Origin of the sequence: Vibrio superstes (assembly GCF_003569005.1) — a bacterium.
Classification (GTDB): Bacteria; Pseudomonadota; Gammaproteobacteria; order Enterobacterales; family Vibrionaceae; genus Vibrio; species Vibrio superstes.
In genome coordinates, this window is the sequence record NZ_BCUR01000004.1 from 1,601,857 (window position 1) to 1,614,866 (window position 13,010).

Annotated in this window: 13 protein-coding genes and 1 pseudogene; 6 read left to right on the top strand and 8 right to left on the bottom strand. The window is 44.3% G+C overall.

What is annotated here, in order from left to right; genetic code table 11:
• Positions 1 to 16 precede the first annotated feature (16 nt).
• Together D5I41_RS15390 and D5I41_RS15395 are read right to left on the bottom strand one after the other, a co-directional pair.
• Positions 17 to 865: a GGDEF domain-containing protein gene (locus tag D5I41_RS15390; protein ID WP_119010538.1), complete on the bottom strand. Its 849-nt coding sequence runs from the start codon at positions 863 to 865 to the stop codon at positions 17 to 19.
• 295 nt (positions 866 to 1,160) lie between these two features.
• Entirely contained in the window at positions 1,161 to 1,628 is a 468-nt protein-coding gene (locus tag D5I41_RS15395; protein ID WP_119010539.1) for a MarR family transcriptional regulator, read from the bottom strand.
• Positions 1,629 to 1,914: 286 nt separating this feature from the next.
• Between D5I41_RS15395 and D5I41_RS15400 the strand changes: the two genes are divergently transcribed.
• The 4 genes from D5I41_RS15400 (at position 1,915) to D5I41_RS15415 (ending at position 5,069) form a co-directional block, all read left to right on the top strand.
• Positions 1,915 to 3,000, top strand: coding sequence for a DUF3179 domain-containing (seleno)protein (locus tag D5I41_RS15400; RefSeq protein WP_119010540.1), 1,086 nt, complete (start codon positions 1,915 to 1,917; stop codon positions 2,998 to 3,000).
• A 294-nt stretch (positions 3,001 to 3,294) separates the two neighbouring features.
• Positions 3,295 to 3,870: a hypothetical protein gene (locus D5I41_RS15405; protein ID WP_235868930.1), complete on the top strand. Its 576-nt coding sequence runs from the start codon at positions 3,295 to 3,297 to the stop codon at positions 3,868 to 3,870.
• A 138-nt stretch (positions 3,871 to 4,008) separates the two neighbouring features.
• Entirely contained in the window at positions 4,009 to 4,611 is a 603-nt protein-coding gene (locus D5I41_RS15410) for a DUF3157 family protein (protein WP_119010541.1), read from the top strand.
• 107 nt (positions 4,612 to 4,718) lie between these two features.
• Complete coding sequence (locus tag D5I41_RS15415; RefSeq protein ID WP_119010542.1) at positions 4,719 to 5,069, top strand: EF-hand domain-containing protein; 351 nt, start codon at positions 4,719 to 4,721, stop codon at positions 5,067 to 5,069.
• A 523-nt stretch (positions 5,070 to 5,592) separates the two neighbouring features.
• Here the strand turns inward: D5I41_RS15415 and D5I41_RS15420 are convergent.
• From D5I41_RS15420 to D5I41_RS15440, 5 genes and pseudogenes are all read right to left on the bottom strand, one after another.
• Positions 5,593 to 5,790: pseudogene (locus D5I41_RS15420) on the bottom strand (DmsC/YnfH family molybdoenzyme membrane anchor subunit); the annotation flags it as partial.
• A 194-nt stretch (positions 5,791 to 5,984) separates the two neighbouring features.
• Positions 5,985 to 7,156, bottom strand: a protein-coding gene (locus D5I41_RS15425) for an IS3 family transposase (RefSeq protein ID WP_119010543.1) whose coding sequence is annotated in 2 segments (ribosomal slippage) — positions 5,985 to 6,886 and positions 6,886 to 7,156 — 1,173 coding nt in all. Because the reading frame shifts where the segments join, the coding sequence is not laid out codon by codon here.
• A 52-nt stretch (positions 7,157 to 7,208) separates the two neighbouring features.
• Positions 7,209 to 8,054: a dimethyl sulfoxide reductase anchor subunit family protein gene (locus D5I41_RS15430; protein WP_119010544.1), complete on the bottom strand. Its 846-nt coding sequence runs from the start codon at positions 8,052 to 8,054 to the stop codon at positions 7,209 to 7,211.
• Between the two features lies 1 nt (position 8,055).
• Positions 8,056 to 8,676 carry a DMSO/selenate family reductase complex B subunit gene (locus D5I41_RS15435; RefSeq protein WP_119010545.1) on the bottom strand — a complete coding sequence of 207 codons (621 nt, stop codon included), beginning with the start codon at positions 8,674 to 8,676 and terminating at the stop codon, positions 8,056 to 8,058.
• Between the two features lie 11 nt (positions 8,677 to 8,687).
• Entirely contained in the window at positions 8,688 to 11,132 is a 2,445-nt protein-coding gene (locus D5I41_RS15440; protein WP_119010546.1) for a DmsA/YnfE/YnfF family dimethyl sulfoxide reductase, read from the bottom strand.
• A gap of 199 nt (positions 11,133 to 11,331) precedes the next feature.
• On the opposite strand from D5I41_RS15440, the gene D5I41_RS15445 reads away from it, so the two are divergent.
• A complete protein-coding gene (locus tag D5I41_RS15445) occupies positions 11,332 to 11,898 on the top strand; it encodes a molecular chaperone TorD family protein (RefSeq protein ID WP_119010547.1) in 567 nt (188 codons plus the stop codon).
• A gap of 2 nt (positions 11,899 to 11,900) precedes the next feature.
• Positions 11,901 to 12,410, top strand: a complete 510-nt coding sequence (gene napF, locus D5I41_RS15450; protein ID WP_119010548.1) for a ferredoxin-type protein NapF — start codon at positions 11,901 to 11,903, stop codon at positions 12,408 to 12,410.
• A 56-nt stretch (positions 12,411 to 12,466) separates the two neighbouring features.
• Here napF and D5I41_RS15455 read toward each other — a convergent pair whose 3' ends face one another.
• Positions 12,467 to 12,958, bottom strand: coding sequence for an outer membrane beta-barrel protein (locus D5I41_RS15455; protein WP_119010549.1), 492 nt, complete (start codon positions 12,956 to 12,958; stop codon positions 12,467 to 12,469).
• Positions 12,959 to 13,010: the final 52 nt, after the last annotated feature.

A 13,010-nucleotide genomic window follows, 5' to 3' on the forward strand; every position in this document is an offset into this window, starting at 1 on the left:
ACTCATTTAGCGTAACCTAGATATCATACGAAAGATCATGAAAATGGCATCGATTATTGCGGCCATTATTCTTCACCTTGTATAACGCCTTATCGGCTTGAAAAAATAAACGCTCAAATTGATTTTCGGCCAAAGGCGCAACGGTAGTACCACCAATACTTAAAGTGACGTCAAAGGGGGCAGCTTCAATCGGCAATGGTATTGATTTTTGTAGCCTAGTCATGACCTCTTCGACCTCTGTTGGTGAAGTATTAGGGCACAGAATAATAAACTCATCACCGCCCCAGCGGGCCAGTAAGTCATAACCTCGGATTTGCTTACGCAAATGCTCTGCAACCAGTACTAAGACCCTATCACCCACTTGATGCCCATACTCATCATTCACTTTTTTAAAGTGGTCAATATCGACAAGGATCATTGAGGTGTCTGTCAAATAGCGCAATGAGCGATCTAGTTCCTTTTTGGACAATTGTTCGATTGCCCGCTTATTAAAGGTGTTGGTTAAAGGCTCTATCTCAGCCATTCTCCTTTGCCTGCGAAACATATTATGAATACCATACGCAATAAGAGCGAGGCCAAGCAGGGCTAATACATCACCAACGAACACATCTACTACAACATTGCCATTGACTAGCGACTTAAATTCACTCACCTCTTCTAAAAATTCATGAGTTTTACAGACCATTAATGACACTAGCCCTAGCTTAACGGTGCAGGCAAGTGTGGTTCGACCGAACACATATATCGTTGTCAACAAAATTAAAGAAGCCGCCTCCAAAAGAAAGTCGGTTTTATCAAGAATTTGAAAGCTAAGGTATAAAAAAGCAGGAAACAGTGCACTAATGGCTATCAACAGATAGTTCATAGTAAGATCACCTTAGCCAAGACAACGTGAAAGTATTGGCTTATTAATGCTTATTATAAGTTGCGGTAAAACACTTAATTCGGTCATTTTAAAATACTAAGGTCTGTGCTGGCTAAGAAAATCAAGCTTAACGCCTTGTTACAAATGTAGCAAATCGACCTTCACACTTCTCAAAGGAAATAATTGCCTTTACGGAGGCAAGTGCCCTGACCTACTCTAGCTTTTGTAAAGCGTCCTCTCAATGACAGCACATTCAGAGGACGTCTTATCCTTCATTGAGAAAACCCAGCTATTGCTACTTATGATGGGCAAGCAAGGCTTTAGTGCATAGACGTGTCAGTTCTTTGTTTTCTTCTTCGGTCAAACAGTCCATGAACTCGGTACGGGTTTCGAAAACCACTTCACTACACACCTTCTTGATCTCTTCGCCACTTTCAGTCAATGCAAGCAATTTAGTTTTCTGATTGTTATCGTCTTTCATTGTCTTTACCCAGCCACGCTTAACCATATTGTCCACTGTGCGTTTTGCCGTGCTTCTATCGTACATTAGATAATTCGCTAGGCTTTGCTGTTTGATGGGCTGATTCTCAAAAATAATATGCATCCCCAGCAACATCTCAAGAGTAACATCAGCGTGCTCACGCAACTTCCCATGCACTAGGTTTCGATGAAGCCTGGTTAACACCGTCATCAAGAATAATGGGCTGTTCTCTAGAACCGGCAGTCGGCGTAGATCTTTTGCAAAAATAGAGTCAGTAGACATAGTGAGTTCTCATTTCAAAAGAAAGTCTTACCCTTCTTTTTATTGTTGTTTATACAACAATAGCAAATATCTAAGGCAATGTCTTGTTTTCATAACGCGCGTTCACAGGTGTCCCTTCACTGCCTAAAACCAACTTAAGCTACTGATATTATGCAATAACCAACTTTAGATCATAAATTGCTCTATTTTTGTTGCATGAGCAACATAGATTGATTATAGTGACCGTATTGTTGAGGGCGCAACATAAACTGCAGGATGCAAAAATAATTAACTAAGAGAGACTTACATGAAAAAAGTAATCTTTAATGTATACGCTGCGGCACTGGCTTCTACTGCCATATTTTGTGCCATTTTAATGACTGAACCTGGACAATCTCTGGCAGTGCCAAGAGACTGGGTTCTGGGATACTACAAAAACCTTTCCGTATTTATCACGCTACAACTTATAGCCTTAGCTGGTTTATGGATTCTTAGCGAAAAGTGGAAAATGTGGAGCCGAAAGCTGATGTCCTTAGCAACCATTGGCGTGTTCATCACTTTCTGGGCTGAGTCTCACGCAATGCCAACGGCATTCCCTACTGAACAATTTAGCGCCGAGTATTTCACTGTAGAAGAAGCGGATGAAAAGATCCCTGCCGAAGATCAGCGTGTCTACGTGGTCGAGCAAGGAGATGAAGTGCGCATATTCCCTCGTTACCATATCCAGTTGCCACACGTTGCAGGTTGGAAGAATGAAGACACCGATTACGCTATTACGTTTTGCGGCTTGTCCAATCTGCCTATGGTTGTGGAAACAGACTATGGGTTGGGCGAAGCAGACTTACAAGTACTAGGTCAAGCTCACAATAACCTGATATTTAAAGATGTGAATAACGGCACTGCTATCCAGCAAGCAACCATGCAGTCTGAATTTACCGACCACAATACGACAGTTGTTCCTAACACTATGATGGATTGGCAAGAAGCAAAAGCCTTATATCCTGAAGCACAGGTCTATCTCTATGCTGCTGACCGCATGATTGATGGTCTGCTATATGACCTATTCGAGCAACCACTTATTAACCAGCGTGATTTGGAACTTGAAACATTTATCTTCCCGACATTGTCACTCACAGATCAACGCATGAATCCTAAGACAGAGATCTTTGGTTACGATAACGGTGAAGGACAACAGATAGCGATACACCCTGACTTTGCTCGCAACAACGATGGTTACCAGTTTGAATTTGGCAACGAGACACTAAGAATTGAAACTGATGGCAGTATCGTTCGTCTAGTAAACGCGGATACCATGCAGCAATTACCCACCCACAACGGCTTCCACTTTGGTATTTGGGCTGAGTACTTCCCTGAATCTGAGATTCTTCAGTAAATAACGGATAATCGTAATAATCCATATTCTTGATGGGCTGTTGTGAGCAAAACGAAAATGTGACACCTTGAAGAGAGACTATTTAACTCTCTGATTTATTTAAGTAGATATAGCACTAACCCACTACGAAAGGGGCTTTATGTTCTGCTGTATTAATAGATGGATTTATTTCGAAGCGGCTTAAGGGCTATAAATTAGACACGCTTTATTTTAAAGCATTAATAAACCCCATAACTCCCCTGACAAGATGATCTTGTCATTGAGTATTATTGATAGAACGTTTCTGGAGAAATCATGATCAAACACTATTCCATCGTCGCTTTAGCTTTCTTATTATCGGCGTGTACCACCGCTCCACAGCAGGGTGATACCGTACTTGAAACGCGAGTCCTAGAGTCTAATACCATCACAACCTCAGCCGCTGTCATTGACATCGATTATGAAGAACGTTCAGTCACTATTGAGAATCAAAACCGTATTGTCGTGCTATATGTGACACCTGAAGTTACACGCTTCGACGATATTAAGGTTGGGGATTTTGTGACCACTGAATATACAGAAACTGTCGCAGTGCATGTACAGACTCAAGATGGTGAGACCCGTATTCAAACCTCTGGTGACTTAGACAAGGCAAAAGAGAGTGTTGATGCAATGGAGCAAGTTCAAGTCGTATCAGATATTTTAGCGATTGATACTACGTTGGGTAACGTCACCTTAAAACAGCCGCACGGTGGTGAACTGACTCTACCTGTTGAATACCCAGAAAATCTACACAATGTCTCTGTTGGCGACCAAGTAGTGATGACCTATACCAAGGCCGTGATTATCTCCATTGACAATCAATCTCAAGAGATGCCCGTTACTCGTTAATAAAGGGCAGAGACTCCGCCTTTTATTACCTACAGCCTAACTTAACCGTTAGGCTTTTTTGTTTCTGTCATCCTTATATGGCTAACGATGTACTGCTAAAATGGAACAGCAAACATCAACACACTCTAGGATGCGTAAATGAAGTTAACCCGATGCAGCTCTTTTCTTGGCCTATTGCTCGTCAGTAACGTCTATGCTGGTCAGCAAATTGTTCAATTAGACGATGGTCGCCAAGCTGTACTCAGCGACGATTTTACTTGGAAGTACCTATACGTCTCCGGTGATGAAGAAGCAGTAGAGCCCACCTCTGTGGCCCCAAGTAACCTCCCTACTACACCCGAAACACGCACCTCCATTGCCGCCTCTACTTCTTTGATCGCAGGTGCCAGCATAATTGTGGTTGATGGCGACAATACCAAAGTTGCTGTAGAGCACTCAGGCGTAGAGATTCACCTTGTTAGTGCGCAGTGGAGTGACGGCCATTTAGTCATTGACACTGAGATCACCAACAATGGTCTGCAACCCGTGATAAAGGCTGACCTCAATATTGATATTTACGATCTGCAAGGCAACTTGCTTGCGAGTGAAGAACACGCGGCATTTCGTTCTATCAAACGCATGGCGGATACCTATCTGCGCCCTCAACAAACCAAGCAAGGCTCGACAATAAAAATTGAGGTAACAAAGCACGAACAATATCAAATTTCATCTGAAATCAGTGAGTTAGATCATCGAGGATAATTTGCTTTTTCATTCAGCCCGTGTCTTTGCACTACTTTACATTAGCTTACACTGATATTCATTCAGGGGCCTATGTTTAAGATGTACAAACAAACGAGGACAGAGCCATGAAAAGCAAATTAACACTATCAATCCTAGCGCTTCTTGGTCTTTCAATTGCACTGGGTGTTAATGCGGCAGGTCAAGCGCGCGGAATGAAAAGCGATAGCCCAATGCCAAACTTTACTGCAATGGATACCAACAGTGATAATAAAGTTAGCGCCGATGAATTCAACGCCTTTAAAGCGCAGCGCATGCAGCAACGCGCTAGCGAAGGACGACAAATGAAAAACGTCTCTAAAGCGGCGACCTTTGATACCCTAGATACAAATGGTGACGGTTATATCGACCAAACAGAGTGTCAAAACCAGCCTTGCGATGGCAGTCGTAAAAGAGGTGGACGAGGACAAAACTCATAAAAGAGCGCTAAAAAAAAGTGAGTGCCGAATTCCTCGTGCACTCACTTTTTTCTGATAGCTGTCAATCTAACTCTTAAACACGCCGCGAACAGGCCAAGTACCTATGTCGGCCCAGTCATCCCCGAGTGCTCTTATCGGGGATCTCAGTAGCCCAAAGATTGCCGATAAAAGCACTCGGCAATGACGAGTATGGTGATGTAGTGTATTAAAGTCAGACTGTCAGCTTTTAGCTTTTAACTTTTAACTTTTAACTATTAACTATTAACTATTAACTATTAACTTTGACCTATCTAAAGACCCGTGGTCATATGCAAGCTGTAAAATAGACCGCGGCCAATGAGCTCCGAGATCCAGATAATCTACCTCTTTAACACGCCGAGCACCTATGTCGGCCCAGTCATCCCCGAGTGCTCTTATCGGGGATCTCAGTAGCCCAAAGATTGCCGATAAAAGCACTCGACAATGACAGGTATGGTGATGTGCTGTATTAAAGTCAGACTGCCATCTTTTAACTTTGACCTATCTAAAGACCCGTGGTCATGTGCAAGCTGTAAAATAGACCGCGGCCAATGAGCTCTGAGATCCAGATAAGTACCAGCGCAACGCCAAGATTAATTGGGTTTACTGATGCTTTGTTAATTAATGGCATAATCCAAATCAACAAACCAAACACTAACAGCGCCACTTGCAACAGCAAGTAGAAACCTAAGCCGTCTACCTCTTTAACACGCCGAGCACCTATGTCGGCCCCGTCATCCCCGAGTGCTCTTATCGGGGATCTCAGTAACCCAAAGATTGCCGATAAAAGCACTCGGCAATGACGAGTATGGTGATGTAGTGTATTAAAGTCAGACTGTCAGCTTTTAGCTATTAACTTTGACCTTGATATGACCCCGTAAAAGTAGACACGGGGTTTTAATTTATTAGTTCGAAAGCATTGGGACTAACTCCATCGAGTGTCCCATGCTTTCTTACTGAATTATAATAATTTACGATATAAAGTCGACTTTGGGTTGTCATTTGCTGACGTGATATTTCACCAAGATTACTCATCCACTCTTTTTTGTACTGTGCAAAGAAGCTCTCTGCACACGCATTATCCCAACAGTTTCCTTTCCTAGACATACTCACGGTAATGTTCCGTTTGTGATGCCAAAGCAATGTATTTTCAGCTGTATATTGGGTTCCTTGATCTGAATGAAATAGTAATTTGTTACCGTCCGGCTTTCTGATCTTCCATGCTCGATTAAGTGTCTTTATGACTAAATCAGCATTGTTTATTTTGCTCGTACCCCAACCAACGACTTTTCTTGAGTATAAATCAAGAACTACACACAAATACTGCCAACCATCCAGACACCTAACCTGAGTAATATCGGATACCCAAACACGATTAGGGTCGGCGACGTTAAACTCTCGATTCAGCAGATTAAAAGCGCTAATGGCATTTGATTTGCTTGCTGCACGACCAAAGCTACGTTTACAAGCTCGAGAGCGATAGCCCATAGCTTGCAATAAGCGTTGGACCTTCGCTTTACTGCACACAAAGCTGTTTTCTATCGCGAGCTTCCAAAGCTTCCGATAACCAGGAATACAGTGTTGTTCGTCGCTGGTAGCCTTGAGAAAATCAGATAATGAACGATTCTCTACAGACCGCTCACTAGGTTCGCTGTTCAGCCATTTATAATACCCTGAACGAGAGACTTCAAAGAGATGGCAAAGCCATTTAATCGGTCGCTTGGCACTATGGTGCTTAGCTATAAATTCAAATTTTATTCTTTTCGACTGTCGAAGTAGTCCTTCGCCTTTTTTAACATATCATTCTCCATTTCAGCCCTTTCAAGCTGCTTTTTAAGACGAGCCACTTCTCGCTCTAGTTCAGCCAAAGAAGACTCTGGGCCCTCGTTCTTAATTGGGTTTGAAGTTTGCTTAGCTGATGTCAATTCGCATCTCCATTTACTCAAAACAGCAGGATGTATTCCTAATGACTTTGCGATTGAGTTTACTGTATCCGGAGACTCTAGTGACGTTTGAACAGCGTTTCTTTTAAACTCGTTGGAAAATATTCGTCTTTGTTTTACTTGCATGACACCTAATCCTTAAATTAGGTGTCTACTTTATCGAGGTCATATCACCTATCTAAAGACCCGTGGTCATGTGCAAGCTGTAAAATAGACCGCGGCCAATGAGCTCTGAGATCCAGATAAGTACCAGCGCAACGCCAAGATTAATTGGGTTTACGGATGCTTTGTTAATTAATGGCATAATCCAAATCAACAAACCAAACACTAACAGCGCCACTTGCAACAGCAAGTAGAAACCTAAGCCGTCTACCAATTCAGAAGCCTTCACCACTGACGATTGAATATCACCAATGAGAGTCATCTTACCAACTGTCGCCAGCAAGCTGATTCCAATAGCGATAACCGCAAGGATTGCAATGTTACGATCTACTGTGAACTTACTATCGTTTGCGAACACAATCACCCATTGTGAGAACAGTAAGCCCGTAACCACCATTGTCATCACAAAGCTCATTGGCGTATAGATGTTGTTCCAGGTCGGTACCGTATCAATCATGTAAACGCTGATCATCGAGTACATGAAGATAACACCCAAAGCCATAGCCACCAGCATCAGCAGTTTCTGAACGCCAGCGCCCCCCTTCTTAAACACAGACAGTAGCCATTGTAGACCACCTACAGCGAAGAAAGCTGCGCCAAAAAAGACTTCATTAGATAGCCAAGCTGAGCCCAGCATATTAAATGCATTAAATGCTCTTAGCGGAGAGCCAAGGTGAGTGGTAGAGAACAGAAAACCAATACCCATGATTGCCCAAAGGAAAAACATCGGCACTTTATAGCTGTTTATCTTGTCCTCGTCATAACCTTTAGCAAGAGCGCGCGCACTTACTAGCAGATATCCGCCCACAGCAGTTTGTGCAAGAACGGTAAAAAAGATCAAAGACCATTCGTGAAAGATCATCTTACACCTCCTTAGGGTTAGCTAGGAAACCGCTAGTATCGCCGGTCGCTTTCGCATTCTTGTTAAGCTTGATAACGATGTTAGGTAGCGTTTGGGTTGACGAGGGCAAAGGCGCCACATCCGCATTCGCACCGTATTTTTCACGAAGGGTGTTAATCTCACCAAACTCCAATGCGCGAAGAGGACAAGACTCTACACACATAGGTTGCATGCCTTGACCCACACGCTCGTAACAGCCATCACACTTAGTCATATGGCCTTTCTTCGCATTGTATTGCGGAGCGCCGTATGGACACGCGTTAGCGCAGTGTTGACAGCCAATACAGATGTCTTCGTTCACCACCACTAAGCCGTCTTCATCACGCTTATGCATCGCACCCGATGGGCACACCTTGACGCACGCCGGATTAGTACAGTGGTTACAGGCGATAGAAAGATAGTAAGAGAACACATCTTTCTGAACCCAGGTATCGCCATCTTGAACAAAACCACCCCCCGCATATTCATAAATGCGACGATAGTTGCTCTTAACATCTAGGTCTCGATAATCTTTACAAGCAAGCTGGCAAGTTTTACAACCTGTGCATTTACTTGAGTCTATGTAAAAGCCGTATTGTTTCATTACTTCCTACCTTATGCTTTGCTCAATGCTTTGATTTGAACGAGATTCGTGTGTTGCGGGTTACCCTTTGCCAATGGACTTGGTCTTTGGGTGGTAAGCACGTTGATAGAGCCCGCATGATCGATTTTCTGACCATCAGGGGCATACCAAGCGCCCTCACCTAACGCAACAACGCGAGGTAGGATACGTGGCGTAACCTTAGCCGCGATATGCACTTCACCACGGTCGTTGAAGATACTGACCATATCGCCATTCTTGATTCCACGCTCTTCGGCATCAATTGGGTTAATCCAAACCTCTTGTGGAGCCGCGGCTTTTAGCAAAGCAACATTGCCATAAGTTGAGTGCGTTCTCGCCTTGTAGTGGAAGCCGGTCAACTGTAGTGGATAGGTATCTATTTTCGGGTCATTGTGGCCTTCAAACGAATCGGCATAGACAGGAAGTGGGTGAATCACATCCCCTTCTTTTAGCTCCCAAGTTGCCGCAATCTCGGCAAGTGCTTCAGAGTAGATCTCAATTTTGCCACTTGGCGTATTAAGCGGGTTTGCTTGCGGATCCTTACGGAAGTCTTCATAGGCGATGTAGTCACGATTGTACTGACGCTTATAAATGCCCAGCTCTTTCATCTCTTCAAAAGTCGGTAGAGATGGGTCTTGCTTGCGAGTCTCAGCATACAAGTGTTCAACCCACTGCTCTTGTGTTCGACCTTCAGTAAACTCTTGTTCTACGCCCATGCGTTTTGCAAGCTGCGAACACATTTCATAGATACTCTTAGCTTCAAACTGTGGCTCAATCGCTTTTTGCGCGTAGATAAAGTACGGCGCATTCGCCGCTTTACCGTCCATTGCCCAGTCATCTTGCTCTGAAGTAGTTAAGTCTGGAAGAATGATATCCGCATATTTAGCCGATGACGTCATATGGTTATCAACCACTACAATCATTTCACACGCTTTATCATCTTGTAGGATGTCGTGCGTGCGGTTGATATCAGAGTGCTGATTGATCAAACAGTTACCTGCGTAGTTCCAAATCATCTTGATTGGATTTTGTAGACGCTCAACACCACGTACGCCGTCGGTTTTATCCGTCATTTCTTCATGACGGTAGATAGCGTCCGTCCATAGGAACATAGAGATAGAGGCCTTAACCGGGTTTGCTACCGTAGGGAAACGCACAAACGGAATGTTAATATCACTCTCACGAGCACCCGTTGAACCGCCCGCGACACCCACAGAGCCTGTTAGCAAAGAAAGCATTGCGATAGCACGGCAAGCTAGCTCACCATTTGCTGTACGCTGTAATCCCCAGCCTTGGTGAATAGCACACGGCTTATTAGTGCCCATTTCACGAGCAAGCTTCACAATAGTGTCAACAGGGATACCGGTGATCTTAGAGGCCCACTCAGGCGTTTTTTCAATACCGTCTGTATCTTTGCCTAGGATGTAAGACTTATAGTCACTGTTCTTAGGCGCAGAAGCCGGCAGTGTTTTCTCATCAAAGCCCACACAGTATTTGTCCAAGAACTCTTGGTCTACCAGGTCTTCTGTGATCATCACATAAGCCACACCCGCAACCAGCGCAGCATCGGTAGATGGGCGAATTGGAATCCATTGGTCTTCACGGCCACCAGCTGTGTCGGTGTACCTTGGATCAATGATGATGGTTTTTGCGTTAGATTTGTTTTTGCTCTCCACGTAGTGATGGATCAGACCACCACCGGACATGCGAGTTTCTGCTGGGTTGTTACCAAACTGAACATTCAGCTTAGTGTTCGCCAGATCAGAGAAAGAGTTGTTGTTTGCCCAACCGCCGTAGGTGTAGCTCAGCCCCTTGGCAATCTGCGCCGTAGAATAATCGCCGTAGTGGTTCAAGTAACCACCAGAAAGGTTCATCAAGCGCGCAATGAGGGTTTGTGCTGGCGGCCATGACTTAGTTACTGTGCCGCCTAAGGTACCTGTACCATAGTTTAGGTAGATAGAATCGTTACCATAATCTTTGATAAGACGCTGCATTGTACCCGCAACTTCATCGTATGCCTCTTCCCATGTGATACGCTTAAATTTGCCTTCACCACGTTTGCCTACGCGCTTCATTGGGTATTTCAAACGGTCAGGGTTGTAGACGCGGCGACGCATTGAACGGCCACGCAAACAGGCGCGAACTTGCGTACTTTCACCGTAGACATCACTGCCGGTGTTATCCGTTTCTACGTATTTGATTTCACCATCTTGTACGTGCATACGCAGGGGACAACGTGAACCACAGTTTACTGTACATGCACTCCATACCACTTTTTCATCAGAACTTTGTTTGACGGCTGCTGATACTGGGCTGGATTTAAATGGAAGGCTGATACCACTGGCCAGCGCTGCAACACCCCCTACTGCTGAAGACGCTTTTATGAAGCCTCTTCGAGTAAGGTTCATTACGCCTGACTCTTGATTATTTTTTGTCATTCTAAGGTGCCTTTGTTCTAGTAATTACTACTACTTTATAGCTAGTGGGATAATTGACACTAATAGAAAAACCCTTGATTGATTGATATCAAGTACAGCTCAAAAATAGTTTTTACGTGCTAGAACTTAGAGGCAAACCATAGACAGTGAAATGAATTTAAATATACTAAATCGTCATCATCTATGCGGATTTTTACGAATGATTCTCAATACAGCTAAGCTCGTCGGTTCCCTCTTTTATGAGCGCTGGACAAAACAAGAATTAGCCCAAATTTTAGCCGCTCTGGCTGAAGAAAACGTCGTTTCCGAGCCATGTATTGATGCGCTAGAGGCGCAATCTAAAGAAGCACTAGAGCACAGTTTTTCCCACCTATTTGAAGGACTAGGCGATATGCCTGCTCCTCCATGGGGTTCAGTGTATCTTGACAAAGACCGAGTGGTCTTTGGCGATTCGACCGTGGAGTATCGTGCATTTCTTACCAGCCATGGAATATCGCTCGACACGGGCTTGAGAGAGCCGGAAGACCAATTTGGCTTGACCTTGTACGCCTTTTCTCAACTGCTTAGCGAGGAAAAAGAACAAGCAGCCAAGCGATTACTTGAGTACCATCAGCTTCCTTGGGCACTCCCTTACTTAGACTTGCTTGCTGAGAAAGCCGATAATCCGTTCTATAGCGTTTTGGCTGTTGATATCAAAACTTGGCTGATGCAAGTTTCAACTGAATTACAATTAAACATTGTAAATAGAAAGCTGTATCTCGATTAACTATGTCCGACGCTATTGATACGAACCGCAGAGGCTTCTTAACCCGTTTATCCAAACCGGTTACCACGCTAAGTGCGCAAGCTGAACCGACACCAAGAGTAGCAGCTCGCCCACCCCAAGCGGTAGATGAAGCCCTGTTTACTCGTCTGTGTGACGGGTGCGGAAAATGCGCAGGTGCTTGTCCTAACAGTATCGTGCACGTTCGCGAGGGCTTTGCACGTATCGATATGGACTACAACGAATGTAGCCTTTGCCAAGAATGCACCAAAGTGTGTCCCACTGGCGCGCTCAATGTAAACGTCAAAGGGCACATAGATCTTATTCCAAGCTTTTCACAAGGGTGTGACAACTACCTTCAGCTTGCTTGTACTCTATGCCAGTCCAGTTGCACTCTCGCCGCTATTCACATAGAGGAAGATGAACTGCCACGGATTGATACCCAGCGATGTAACGGCTGCGGGCAATGCCAGTCTTCGTGCTACGTTAACGCCATCACTATGGTGGCAAGCTAGATTCAACTCAAAAAAAATGCTCCTAAATAGGAGCATTTTTCATGCTTGATTGGGTATTACAGAAAGTGGAATGTTGCGTTTAGCGTGAACGAATCAATGTTGCCAGCATCACCGACCTCAAAGTTTTGGTATCCCGCGCCCACTGAAATCATATCAATGACGAAGTACTCTACGCCTACGCCGTACATCAAATCATAGCCGTCATCGCTATCTGCACTCGCTCGACCACTCACATCGTAGCGGTTTGCACCAAGGCGACCGTATATGTGCACAGGGCCTAGGTCTACACTTGGCTTAATGCCCACGTAGAAAGAGTCAGCATCGAACTCTTGTCCATCAAACTTAAATTTACCGTGATTCCAGTAGCCTGCCTCAATACCGATGATCGGTAAGATACCTGTACCTACATGTAGGCCAAATGTAGTGTTGTCATCGCTACCGAAAGAAGCTTGACCTACTGCACCACCCGCGTATAACCATGAATCTGCAGCTGCCATAGACGAAACACTCATCAGACCAATGGCAAGAGCATGTTTAACGTACTTCATTCTAACTTCCTGTTTTAGTTGTGGTTTTACTTTGTCACATTATGAACCATAA

Excerpts from the sequence above, each read along its gene's own strand:
- D5I41_RS15390 (WP_119010538.1), bottom strand. The coding sequence starts at position 865 with ATGAACTATCTGTTGATAGCCATTAGTGCACTGTTTCCTGCTTTTTTA.
- D5I41_RS15395 (WP_119010539.1), bottom strand. The coding sequence starts at position 1,628 with ATGTCTACTGACTCTATTTTTGCAAAAGATCTACGCCGACTGCCGGTT.
- D5I41_RS15400 (WP_119010540.1), top strand. The coding sequence starts at position 1,915 with ATGAAAAAAGTAATCTTTAATGTATACGCTGCGGCACTGGCTTCTACT.
- D5I41_RS15405 (WP_235868930.1), top strand. The coding sequence starts at position 3,295 with ATGATCAAACACTATTCCATCGTCGCTTTAGCTTTCTTATTATCGGCG.
- D5I41_RS15410 (WP_119010541.1), top strand. The coding sequence starts at position 4,009 with ATGAAGTTAACCCGATGCAGCTCTTTTCTTGGCCTATTGCTCGTCAGT.
- D5I41_RS15415 (WP_119010542.1), top strand. The coding sequence starts at position 4,719 with ATGAAAAGCAAATTAACACTATCAATCCTAGCGCTTCTTGGTCTTTCA.
- D5I41_RS15430 (WP_119010544.1), bottom strand. The coding sequence starts at position 8,054 with ATGATCTTTCACGAATGGTCTTTGATCTTTTTTACCGTTCTTGCACAA.
- D5I41_RS15435 (WP_119010545.1), bottom strand. The coding sequence starts at position 8,676 with ATGAAACAATACGGCTTTTACATAGACTCAAGTAAATGCACAGGTTGT.
- D5I41_RS15440 (WP_119010546.1), bottom strand. The coding sequence starts at position 11,132 with ATGACAAAAAATAATCAAGAGTCAGGCGTAATGAACCTTACTCGAAGA.
- D5I41_RS15445 (WP_119010547.1), top strand. The coding sequence starts at position 11,332 with ATGATTCTCAATACAGCTAAGCTCGTCGGTTCCCTCTTTTATGAGCGC.
- napF (WP_119010548.1), top strand. The coding sequence starts at position 11,901 with ATGTCCGACGCTATTGATACGAACCGCAGAGGCTTCTTAACCCGTTTA.
- D5I41_RS15455 (WP_119010549.1), bottom strand. The coding sequence starts at position 12,958 with ATGAAGTACGTTAAACATGCTCTTGCCATTGGTCTGATGAGTGTTTCG.